This is a genomic window from Phenylobacterium sp., from assembly GCF_044371015.1.
Classification (GTDB): Bacteria; Pseudomonadota; Alphaproteobacteria; order Caulobacterales; family Caulobacteraceae; genus Phenylobacterium.
In genome coordinates this window covers 1-10,624 of record NZ_JBILUK010000107.1, presented here as the reverse complement: position 1 = coordinate 10,624, position 10,624 = coordinate 1, and the positions used below count along the sequence as shown (strand labels likewise).

Here is a 10,624-nt window from a genome sequence, read left to right as displayed (position 1 = left end):
GCTGGCGCGCGCCTCCGGGTCGCGGTCGGTCGGCGTCCAGCGAACGTGGGGCAGGGCGCGGGCGATGAACACGGCGTGCTCGCCGGCGCCGCTGGCCACCTCCAGCACCCGTGCGCCGGCGGCGAGGCGTGGGGCCAGGACCTGCAGAATGGGCTCGCGGTTGCGCGCGGTAGACGGCGAAGTCCGGGCGCCGGGCGGCGGAGCCTCGCTCACGCCAGGACGCGGCTCAGGAACGCCTTGCCGAGCCGCAGGCCGGCCTCGTCGATGCTGTGGCCAAGGCCCGGCGAGATGTGGGTGGCGACCTCGAAGCCCAGAGGTTCGAGCGCGGCCTTCGCCTGCCCCAGGGCCGCCACCGGGACCATCGGATCGGCGTCGCCGTGAATGAGCAGCAGGGGCGGCCTCGTGGCCATCTCGACGGCGGGCGCCTGCGCGTCGGCAAGCATGCCGGAAAAGCCCACAATGCCCGCCAGCCGCCGCGCGCGGCGCGGGCCGACATGCAGGGCGGTCATCGTGCCCTGGCTGAAGCCGACGAGGGCCAGCCGGTCTTCGAAGAGCCCGAACCGCGACAACTGGGCGTCGATGTAGGCGTCGACGATGGGCGCAGCTTGGCGGACGCCTGCGGCGCGCGCCTCCGGGCTGAAGCTGGTCAGCCCCCACCACTGATACCCGTCCGGTGCGCCGGGGCACGGTTGAGGCGCATTGGGCGACAGGAACACCGTATCGGGGAGGGCTCTGCGCCAATAGGGCGCAAGGCCGATGAGGTCTTCTCCGTTCGACCCGTAGCCATGCAGCAGGATCACCATCGACCGCGCCGCGCCGCCTGACGCCGGCTGGACCTCGGGCCCGGAAAGAAGAGAAGCACCTGTCATCCCCAAGGCGTGGGGGAGGGCGGCCGTTCGGTCAAGCCGCTGAGCGTGCGCAACGCAACGGAACCGGCGCCTGGCGTTGGGGCATGTGTCTTTGCAGCGCATGGCGGCGTTCGACGGCCCGGCGGCGGAAACGGAACATATTGCCAACATTCGTTGCTCGCTCTATCCCACCCCAGTGACCACCAAGTCCCCTGACGTCCTCTGCGCCCCGCCGTCGGATCTGACGGCGCTGACCCTGGCGGAGATGCTGGTGCGGGGGTGGCGGCTGCGGGGCCGGTGCACCGAGACGCGGCGCTGCCGGCTGGTGGTGCGGGTCAATCTGACTTCCCTGGTCCGGGTCTATGGCCCCAACCAGGTCTGGTGGGGCGCCAGGACGGCGTGCCCGCGCGAGGATTGCCGGGGCCGGATCGTCTATGCCGCGCAATCCATCGCCGGAGGAACCTGGGTGAGCCTGGACCGTGCGCCCTGCGAGGCGGCGCTGCGGCGTCGGGAACGGGCATCGCACCGCGGCGAGCCGCAGATCGAACGGGCGCCGGAGCCGAGGCGGGAAGTCTGAGACCGGCTTAGTCTGGCTGAATGTTCTCCGAATGTTCTTGCGCTGGCGAGCCGGACAGGCTAGGGTGCAGACTTACAGTCCTGCGAACCGCGCCGTCGACAGCGCAGTCTCTCGCTGGGACCGGCGCTGCCATTCCGCCCGATCCCAGGCCCCTGTAGTCCGCAGGCTGGCCTCGGACCTCTATGTCCGTCCCGCCAGGAAGCACCACCCCATGCGCCAGAATTCGAAAACGACCGCGCTCGCGCGTGCGCTCGCGCCAGTACGCGAGTCCAATCGGTTCTATTCGAGGCATCTGGCCCGGCCTGCCGGCTTCGGGGCCAGCGCGGGAGGGCGGCTATCGCGCCTCGTCCAGGCCGAACCGGCCCGGCGCCAGGCCCAGCGCCCGGCTGATCCGCGCGGCGGCCTCGCGCTCGGCGGCGTCGAAGCCGCCGTCGGCCGCGGCGATGGCGCAGGCGATTTAGACCACATGGCCCGCATCGGCGCCGGCCAGCGACCGCACCCTGGCCAGGGCGCGCGCCTCGGCCGTCTCGGGATCGTGGTCGAATTCGGCGGTAAGGGCGTCGAAGGCCGCCATGGTCGCCTTGAGGTCGAGGCCGGCGCCCAGGGCGAAGCCCTGCAGTCTGAGCAGGATCTGCCGCCGTTCTTCGCCGGTCACCCAGCCGTCGGCGTTGGCGACCAGCAGGCAGGCCGCGGTCAGGGTCTCGATGTGGGTCTGGTCCGGATGGGCGCGGAGGTCGGCGAGCGCAGCGCGGAGGCCGCGGTCGGCGGTCATCGGCGGGCCGGAGGGTTCATCGCATCACGGCGCCCGCGGGGCGGCGGCGGCGGTTCGACCCACATCGCCCAGGCCGGAGAAAGCGCCCAGACCCAGGGGGTCATGATGACGTTGTACGTTACGCGCTGTTCGAGGGTCTGATCCCGCTTGGAACGTAAAGGGGTGGGGGATGGTCTCATTGGGTCGCCTCCTCTCAGGGTAGAGGCGCGCCGCCGTCGCGATCGGTCAGGGGGGAGGTCGCGATCAGCGGACGACGACGCGCCTGCTGCGATCCGACATCGCGACCTGCTGTTCGAGGTCGCCAGAGGGGCCCGGCCCGCTCGACCTATCTGGGGACAGATCCGGCGACCGCAAGGGGGCGGCCGCCGGGATTCTGAAGCGGATCAGGGCGCCGAGGCGCCGGCCGGGGGCTTGGCCGCAGACGCGGCGGCGGCCTTCTCGGCCTCTTCAACCCGGGCGCCGGCCAGGATGCCGGGCAGGGCGTAGTTGCCTTCGTGGCAGGCGTATTCGTAGATCATGCCTTCCAGCGGCGAGAACTCGTATTCCCCGCCCCAGGGCTTGTCCCACACGGTCGGGTCTTCGACCTGGAAGGCGTAGTGCAGCCGGTGCTTGCCGACGCGGGTGAAGCGCTCGGTGACCTTGAGGTCTTTCCACGCGCCCATGAACTGTTGAGCCTGCGGGATGTTGACCGTCTCGACCACCAGGGTGTCGCCTTCCCAGCGACCGATCGAGTCGCCCATGTAGGGCCGCACGCCGTCGGTCCGGTGCTGGGCGTTCAGCCGCACGACCCGCGTGTCATGGATCATCTCGACCTGGATGACCACGGTGTCGGCCGTCTGAAGCACCTGATAGTTGTTGTTGTAGAACCCGTTGGGGAACATCGGCGGGCCCGAGTTGCGACCGAACGACAGGATGCAGCGTTCGCCCAGCGAGCGGGTCTCATAGCTGTCGAAGGCGCCCATGCCGCCGCCGAAGCGGGGCGGGGCGGGCGCGCCGGCCTTGCGGGGCGGCGGCAGGCCGTTGGGCGTGGTCAGGAGCGAGCTGCGCGGCTCGCCGTTCACCCGCATCACATGGTTGCCGGGATCGAGCCAGCCGCGGTTGTAACCGCCCACGTCGCCGCCGGCCGCCGCGAACTCTGGCCGGACGACGGTGGGGGTGGCCCGGTGTTCGGCCGGGGCGTCTGGGTCGGTGGGCTCGTTGCCTTCCTCGACCTCGCGCTCGGCGTTGGCCTCCATCTTCTTGACCTCGTCCTCGGTCAGCACGAGGCGGTCGCGGTGCTCAGCCCGGCGCGCCATCGGCGTCAGGGTGGCGTTGCTCCAGTAGCCGGAGAGATCCGGCTGGCCGAAGGCGTTGCGCGGCGCCTTGTAGGGCGCGGTCTTGCCGGCCTTGGCGGCAGGCGCATCGGCCGCCGCCGCGTAGGTGAACGGCATCAGCCCAAGGGCGGTTCCGAGGGCGAGGATGGCGGCGCGTTTCACGTTTCTGCTCCCAGACGGCGGCCGCGTCTGAAGCGCGGCGTCATACCGTGTTTACGAGAAACCGGGCCGTCCGGCAACGCGCCAGAGACGCCGCAATCAGCGGCCGACCACCCACTCGCTGACATAGGCGTGGGTCGTCCGCGCCAGACGCGGCGGGCCGGAAAAATAGAACTCGCTGCCGAACAGCACCCGCCGCTCGCGCCACGAGATCGGACCGGTGTCCTCGGTCTGGAGGACAGAGCGCAGTCGATTGTTCAGGCCGCGCGGCACGAAAGCGACGTAAGTAGCCTCGGTCATGACAGAATACACCTCACCCTGCTCCTGTTCCGGAGCCTCAATGGCAGGCAACAAAGCCTGAGTCCTGTGCAGGTCAAAGCCGGAGCGGCGCGCGGGCTGGACAAGGCTGCATCGGGCGGGCGAGTTGGACGCGGGTGACTGGGAGGCGTTTATGCAGCGAGTGGCTTTGGCGGTGTTGGCCTGGATCGCGGCGGTCCTGGTCCTGGCTCCGACGGCGGCGCTGTCCGACCCAGCCGCATGGCGCGCTCAGGCTGCCCGTGTGACCATCACCCGCGACGCCTGGGGCATCGCTCACGTGCGCGGCCCCACCGACGCCGACGCGGTGTTCGGCATGATCTACGCCCAGGCGGAAGACGACTTCAACCGCGTGGAGACCAACTACCTGACCGCGCTCGGCCGCACCGCCGAAGCCGAGGGCGAGAAGGCGATCTGGCAGGATCTGAGGGCCCGGCTCTATGTCGATCCCGAGGACCTGAAGGCCAAGTACCAGCAGAGCCCGGACTGGATGCGCAGGCTGATGGACGCCTGGGCGGCGGGGCTGAACCACTATCTGGCGACCCATCCGCAGGTGAAGCCCAGGGTGATCACCCGCTTCGAGCCCTGGATGGCGCTCTCGTTCACCGAAGGCAGCATCGGCGGCGACATCGAGCGGATCGAGCCGGAGGGACTGGCGGCCTTCTATGGCGGCGTGAAGACGGCCCGTCTGGCGGCGCCTATGGAGGTAGCGTTTCGCGATCCGCCCGGCTCGAACGGCATAGCGCTGTCGCCGAAGGTCACCCGCGACGGCCACGCGCTGTTGCTGATCAACCCTCACACCTCTTTCTTCTTCCGCTCAGAGATGCAGGTGACGAGCGGGGAGGGGCTCAACGTCTACGGCGCCGCGACCTGGGGCCAGTTCTTCATCTACCAGGGCTTCAATGACCGCGCGGGCTGGATGCACACCTCCAGCGGCGTCGACGTCGTGGACGAGTTCGCCGAGACCATCGTCCGGACGCCCGGCGCGCTGATGTATCGCCATGGCCCCGAGGCCCGGCCGGTGACAGTGAAGCCGGTGACACTGGCCTACAGAACAGCCGAAGGCGGGCTCAAGACCCGGACCTTCCAGACCTATCACACCCACCACGGGCCCATCGTGCGCGCCGAAGGGGACCGCTGGATCGCGTTCTCGATGATGCACCGCCCGATCGAGGCTCTGCAGCAGTCGTTCCTTCGGACCAAGGCGCGCAGCCTGGCCGAGTTCCTCAAGGTGGCCGAGCTCCAGGCCAACTCCTCCAACAACACCTTGTTCGCCGACGCGGACGGCCGCACAGCCTATCTCCACCCGCAGTTCGTGCCGCGGCGTGACGACCGTTTCGACTACTCCAAGCCCGTAGACGGTTCCGATCCTGCAACCGACTGGCGCGGCGTACACCCGCTGGCCGAACTGCCGCAGGTGATCGATCCCCGCGCAGGCTGGGTCTACAACGCCAACGACTGGCCCTATGCGGCGGCGGGCGCGGACAGCCCGCGCCGTGAGGTGTTCTCACGCTACATGGACGACGCCGGCCCGACGCCGCGCGGTGTCCATGCGGTCCGCGTGCTGGAGGGCAAGAGCGGGTTCACGGTCGAGAGCCTGCGGGCGGCGGCCTACGATCCCGATCTGCCGGCCTTCGACCGCCTTATCCCCAGGTTGATCGAGGCCTTTGATGCGGCGGCGCCGGAGACGCGGGCCCGGCTGGCCGAGCAGGTCGCCGCGCTCAAGGGCTGGGACCGGCGCTGGAGCGCGACGTCGACCGAGACCTCGCTCGCCGTCTTCTGGGCCGAGGCGCTTCACGCCCGCGCGGCGCCGCTGGCCAAGACATCCGGCCTGAAGCCGTTCGAGTACATGGTCGAGCGGATCGCGCCGACCGAGCATCTGGCCGCCCTGGCCGAGGCGTCGGATCGCCTGGTGGCGGACTTCGGAAACTGGAAGACGCCCTGGGGCGAGATCAACCGCTTCCAGCGGCTGAGCGGTGATATCGTCCAGGCCTTCCGCGACGACGGCCCCTCAACCGCGGTGCCCTTCACCGCAGGCGCCTGGGGCTCGCTCGCCTCATTCGCCTCGCGCCGCTACCCCGGGACGAAGCGCTACTACGGGACCAGCGGAAACAGTTTCGTGGCGGTGGTGGAATTCGGTCCGCGCGTGCGGGCTGTGGCGATCAACGCCGGCGGCCAAAGCGGAAGGGCCGGCGATCCCCACTTCAACGACCAGGCCGAGCGCTATGCCCGGGGCGACCTGCGCGAGGTGTGGTTCCATCCCGACCAGGTGGCGGCGAACGCTGTCCGCACCTATCGGCCGGGGCTGTAGCTGGCCGCCTAGGATCGAGGCCCGGAGTTGGGCTTGCGCGGCCGACCCATGGGCTTGCGGGGACCGCTTGAGCGCGGCGGCGCGGGGCCTGGCGCGGCGGAGGGGTTGATGCGGAGTTCGCCGGTGTCGGCGGCGGCGCGGATCGCCTGGGTGAACCTGGCCTCGACGTCTGACGCGATCTGGAACTTGGTCTCGTTGTCGAAGATGCGGATCAGGCCGATGTCCTTCTTGGTGACATGGCCCAGGCGGCAGATCAGGGGAACCAGCCATTTCGGATCGGCGTTCTTGCTGCGGCCGATGGGCAGGCGGAACCAGCCGCCGTCAGCGGCGGCGACCTGGGCCTGTCTCTCAGGCCTTAGCGGCCGGGGCTCGCCACCCCGGTCGGGCAGCATGTCCTCGGGCTCCGGAAGGCGAGACCGATAGAGGCGCACCAGGGCGGCGGCGACCGCCTCGGGGCTGCGATCGGCCAGCAGCCGCTGGCCCAGTTCCAGGTCCTCCGGCGTGGGGGGCTCGTTGAGCAGCGGATCGTCGAGCATCCGGGCCTGATCCTTGGCGCGGATCTCTTCCGGCAGGGGCGGGCCGGACCACTCGGCCTCGACACCGGCGACCTGCAGCAGGCGTTCGGCGACCCGGCGTTTAGAGTGGGGCACCATGACGACCGAGACGCCCTTGCGGCCGGCGCGTCCCGTACGGCCGCTGCGATGCAGGAGGCCGGCGGTGTTGGCGGGCAGATCGGCGTGGATCACCAGACCAAGGTCCGGCAGATCGAGACCTCGGGCCGCAACATCTGTGGCGATGCAGGCGCGGGCGTGGCCGTCGCGAAGGGCCTGAAGCGCGTCTGTCCGTTCCTTCTGACTCAGTTCGCCCGAGAGCTGGACGACGGAGAAGCCCCGCTCCCGCAGGGCGGCGTACATGTGGCGAACGCGCTCGCGGGTGGCGCAGAAGATCAGCGCGCCGGGGCTCTCGAAGTAGCGAAGCACATTGACGATGGCCGTCTCGATCTCAGTCGGCGCGATACGGACAGCGCGATAGGAGATGTCGCCATGGGCCTCGTCGCGCCGCAGCGTGTCGATGCGATGGGCGTCGCGCTGATAGCGCTTGGCCAGCGCCGCGATCTCGCGGGCGATGGTGGCCGAGAACAGGAACGTGCGACGTTCCGTGGGCGCCGTGTCGAGGATGGCCTCGAGATCTTCGCGAAAGCCCATGTCGAGCATTTCGTCGGCTTCGTCGAGGACCACGACCTTGAGGGCCGAGAGGTCGAGATTGCCCCGCTCCAGATGGTCTCGCAGGCGTCCCGGCGTGCCCACCACGATGTGCGCGCCGGCGGCCAGCGCACGTTGCTCGGCGCGAGGGTCCATGCCGCCAACGCAGGTGGCGATACGCGCGCCGGTGGGAGCGTAGAGCCAGCCGAGTTCGCGGCTGACCTGCAGGGCCAACTCTCGGGTCGGCGCGATCACCAGGGCCCGGGGCGCTTCGGCGCGGTCGAAGCGCTCGGCGTCTCCTAGAAGCGGGACGGCCGCGGCAAGCCCGAAGGCGACGGTCTTGCCGGACCCCGTCTGGGCGGACACCAGCAGATCACGATCAGCCGGCGCGGCGAGGACGGCCGCCTGAACCGGCGTCGGCTCTTTGTAGCCCTGGGTTTCGAGCGCGCGGGCCAGAGCGGGATGGGTGGCTGGGAAGGTCATGCGGATAGCTCCAGGCGCAGAGCCTGGCTTCAGCAGTCTGTGCGAGATCGGGCAGGGATCGCCGCCAGGATGTGGCGCGAGTGACGGGACTCGAACCCGCGACCTCCGGCGTGACAGGCCGGCGCTCTAACCAACTGAGCTACACCCGCGCGGAGCCAACCGGCATCGCGAAGGCGCGTCTCATATGTGCGGCCCGGAATCGTGTCAACGGCGTTAGGGGAATCCAACGTCGAGAAGGGCTCGATGAGGGGTTCTTTTCGCGAATGAATCTCAACTCCGGAACGATGCGGAACGGCGTTTGAAACCCGTCTCGGGTCGGTCTAGAAGGGCGCGCGACTCCCCGGAGACCCCATGGATTCCTTCCTGCTCGAGTACCTGCCGATCGCGATCTTCCTCGGAATCGCGGCGGTGCTGGGCGTGGTGTTCATTCTGTTCGCCTTCGTGGCGGCGCCCAAGTCGCCGGACCCGGAAAAGCTTTCGTCCTACGAGTGCGGCTTCAACGCGTTCGACGATGCGCGGATGAAGTTCGACGTGCGGTTCTATCTGGTGGCGATCCTGTTCATCATCTTCGACCTGGAAGTGGCGTTCCTGTTCCCGTGGGCCGTGTCGCTGATGAACCTGCCGCAAGAGACGGCGATCTTTGCGTTCTGGTCGATGATGACGTTCCTCGGCGTGCTGACGGTCGGCTTCATCTATGAGTGGAAGAAGGGGGCCCTGGAATGGGAGTGATCGTTCCCGCGGGCGCCGCCGGCCGCTCCACAGTCGAGGGTTATGACCCCAAGCTGCACGATCCGTTCTTCGACGGCGTCTCACAGCGGCTGGCCGACAAGGGCTTCGTGACGGCCAGTGTCGATGATCTGATCACCTGGGCGCGCACCGGCTCGCTGATGTGGATGACCTTCGGCCTGGCCTGCTGCGCGGTCGAGATGATGCAGGCGTCGATGCCGCGCTACGACATGGAGCGCTACGGTTTCGCGCCGCGGGCCAGCCCGCGCCAGTCGGACGTGATGATCGTGGCCGGGACGCTGGTGAACAAGATGGCGCCGGCCCTGCGCAAGGTTTACGACCAGATGCCGGACCCGCGTTATGTGATCAGCATGGGGAGCTGCGCCAACGGCGGCGGCTACTACTATTTCAGCTATTCAACGGTGCGTGGCTGTGACCGGATCGTGCCTGTGGACATCTACGTGCCCGGCTGTCCGCCGACGGCCGAGGCGCTGCTCTACGGCGTGATGCAGTTGCAGAAGAAGATCCGTCGGACCGGGACCATCGCCCGATGAGCTGGCCGGCGGCTGCGAGCGAGCTATCCAAGCTCGGCAAGGCGATCCTCAAGGAGGCCAAGGGGGTGGTCACCGGCGCCGATGTGGCGTTCGGAGAACTGACTCTGACCGGACCGCGCGATCGCGTCGTCGAGGCGCTGGCCTATCTGCGTGACGTGCAGGGTTTCCAGCAACTGGTGGACCTGTGCGGTGCGGACTATCCGGAGCGCTCAGAGCGTTTCGATGTGGTCTACCATCTGCTGTCACTGACCAAGAACCGGCGCATCCGGCTCAAGGTGTCGACGGATGAGGACACGCCGGTGCCCTCAGTTACGGGACTGTTCCCGGCCGCGGACTGGTACGAGCGCGAGGCGTTCGACATGTTCGGGATCTATTTCGACGGCCACCCGGATTTGCGTCGAATCCTCACCGACTACGGTTTCCAGGGCCATCCCCTGCGCAAGGACTTCCCGATGACGGGCCATGTTGAGGTCCGCTACGACGAAACGCTGAAGCGGGTTGTGTATGAGCCCGTGAAGTCTGTGGAATGGCGCAACTGGGACTTCCTCTCCCCCTGGGAGGGCGCAGAGCGCGGCTTTGCCGCCACGGTCCTGCCCGGCGACGAGAAGGGTAAGTGATGGCCGACGACATCGCCCCCCCCAAGGACGTATCGGGGCCGCTTTCGGACGGCGAAACGCCGGTCCGCAAGTTCAACATCAACTTCGGCCCGCAGCATCCAGCGGCCCATGGCGTTCTGCGCCTGGTGCTGGAGCTGGACGGCGAGGTGGTGGAGCGAGTCGATCCGCATATTGGTCTGTTGCACCGCGGCACTGAAAAGTTGTGCGAGGCGCGGCCATATCAGCAGACCATCCCCTACATGGACCGCCTCGATTACGTGGCGCCCATGAACCAGGAGCACGCCTATTGCCTGGCGATCGAGAAGCTCCTCGACCTTGAAGTGCCGATCCGCGGCCAGCTGATCCGGGTGCTCTACGACGAGATCGGCCGCATTCTGAACCACCTGATGAACGTCACCACCCAGGCGATGGATGTCGGTGCGCTGACCCCGCCGCTTTGGGGCTTCGAACAGCGCGAAAAGCTGATGGTGTTCTATGAGCGCGCGTCAGGTGCGCGGATGCACGCCAACTACTATCGCGTCGGCGGTGTGCGTCAGGATCTGCCCGAGGCGCTGATCCGCGACATCGACGACTGGTGCGACGAGTTCCAGAAGGCCTGGGCCGATCTCGATAAGCTGATTACCGGCAACCGCATCTTCAAGCAGCGCAACGTCGACATCGGCGTTGTCAGCCGCGAGGAGGCGATCGCGCGTTCGTTCTCGGGCGTGATGCTGCGCGGATCGGGCATTCCGTGGGACCTGCGCCGCG

The 10,624-nt window shown here is 68.4% G+C and carries 11 protein-coding genes, 1 tRNA gene and 2 pseudogenes; 6 read left to right on the top strand and 8 right to left on the bottom strand.

Annotated features, from left to right (window positions below; translation table 11 throughout):
- Both ACIQ3R_RS10450 and ACIQ3R_RS10445 read right to left on the bottom strand, forming a co-directional pair.
- Positions 1-213, bottom strand: a 213-nt coding sequence (locus tag ACIQ3R_RS10450; protein WP_397418150.1) for a DUF938 domain-containing protein, incomplete at its 3' end; no start/stop codon positions are given.
- On the bottom strand, positions 210-869 hold the full coding sequence (locus tag ACIQ3R_RS10445; RefSeq protein ID WP_397418148.1) for an alpha/beta hydrolase: 660 nt from the start codon (positions 867-869) through the stop codon (positions 210-212). The genes ACIQ3R_RS10450 and ACIQ3R_RS10445, both read right to left, overlap by 4 nt.
- 85 nt (positions 870-954) lie before the next feature.
- Here ACIQ3R_RS10445 and ACIQ3R_RS10440 point away from each other — a divergent pair, with 85 nt between their 5' ends.
- Positions 955-1,425, top strand: a complete 471-nt coding sequence (locus ACIQ3R_RS10440; RefSeq protein WP_397418146.1) for a hypothetical protein — start codon at positions 955-957, stop codon at positions 1,423-1,425.
- A 334-nt stretch (positions 1,426-1,759) separates the two neighbouring features.
- Here ACIQ3R_RS10440 and ACIQ3R_RS10435 read toward each other — a convergent pair whose 3' ends face one another.
- The 4 genes from ACIQ3R_RS10435 to ACIQ3R_RS10420 all read right to left on the bottom strand — a co-directional run bounded on the left by ACIQ3R_RS10435 (position 1,760) and on the right by ACIQ3R_RS10420 (position 3,969).
- The gene (locus ACIQ3R_RS10435) at positions 1,760-1,870 is read right to left on the bottom strand and encodes a hypothetical protein (RefSeq protein ID WP_397418152.1); all 111 of its coding nucleotides are present in this window, start codon (positions 1,868-1,870) and stop codon (positions 1,760-1,762) included.
- A 12-nt stretch (positions 1,871-1,882) separates the two neighbouring features.
- Positions 1,883-2,197, bottom strand: a complete 315-nt coding sequence (locus tag ACIQ3R_RS10430; RefSeq protein ID WP_397418144.1) for a hypothetical protein — start codon at positions 2,195-2,197, stop codon at positions 1,883-1,885.
- A gap of 383 nt (positions 2,198-2,580) precedes the next feature.
- Positions 2,581-3,672, bottom strand: coding sequence for a hypothetical protein (locus tag ACIQ3R_RS10425; protein WP_397418142.1), 1,092 nt, complete (start codon positions 3,670-3,672; stop codon positions 2,581-2,583).
- A gap of 96 nt (positions 3,673-3,768) precedes the next feature.
- Entirely contained in the window at positions 3,769-3,969 is a 201-nt protein-coding gene (locus tag ACIQ3R_RS10420) for a hypothetical protein (RefSeq protein ID WP_397418140.1), read from the bottom strand.
- Positions 3,970-4,120: 151 nt separating this feature from the next.
- On the opposite strand from ACIQ3R_RS10420, the gene ACIQ3R_RS10415 reads away from it, so the two are divergent.
- A complete protein-coding gene (locus ACIQ3R_RS10415; RefSeq protein WP_397418138.1) occupies positions 4,121-6,295 on the top strand; it encodes a penicillin acylase family protein in 2,175 nt (724 codons plus the stop codon).
- Here the strand turns inward: ACIQ3R_RS10415 and ACIQ3R_RS10410 are convergent.
- Positions 6,189-7,980 (bottom strand): annotated as a pseudogene (locus ACIQ3R_RS10410) (DEAD/DEAH box helicase). The gene ACIQ3R_RS10415 and the pseudogene ACIQ3R_RS10410 sit on opposite strands and share 107 nt — an antisense overlap.
- A 72-nt stretch (positions 7,981-8,052) precedes the next feature.
- Positions 8,053-8,129: transfer RNA gene (locus tag ACIQ3R_RS10405), tRNA-Asp, on the bottom strand.
- A 202-nt stretch (positions 8,130-8,331) separates the two neighbouring features.
- Between ACIQ3R_RS10405 and ACIQ3R_RS10400 the strand changes: the two genes are divergently transcribed.
- The 4 genes and pseudogenes from ACIQ3R_RS10400 to ACIQ3R_RS10385 all read left to right on the top strand — a co-directional run.
- Positions 8,332-8,709: an NADH-quinone oxidoreductase subunit A gene (locus ACIQ3R_RS10400; protein ID WP_397418136.1), complete on the top strand. Its 378-nt coding sequence runs from the start codon at positions 8,332-8,334 to the stop codon at positions 8,707-8,709.
- Complete coding sequence (locus ACIQ3R_RS10395) at positions 8,679-9,260, top strand: NuoB/complex I 20 kDa subunit family protein (RefSeq protein WP_397418134.1); 582 nt, start codon at positions 8,679-8,681, stop codon at positions 9,258-9,260. Before ACIQ3R_RS10400 ends, ACIQ3R_RS10395 begins: the two co-directional genes overlap by 31 nt.
- On the top strand, positions 9,257-9,877 hold the full coding sequence (locus ACIQ3R_RS10390) for an NADH-quinone oxidoreductase subunit C (RefSeq protein WP_397418132.1): 621 nt from the start codon (positions 9,257-9,259) through the stop codon (positions 9,875-9,877). Before ACIQ3R_RS10395 ends, ACIQ3R_RS10390 begins: the two co-directional genes overlap by 4 nt.
- Positions 9,877-10,624 (top strand): annotated as a pseudogene (locus ACIQ3R_RS10385) (NADH-quinone oxidoreductase subunit D); the annotation flags it as partial. The gene ACIQ3R_RS10390 and the pseudogene ACIQ3R_RS10385, both read left to right, overlap by 1 nt.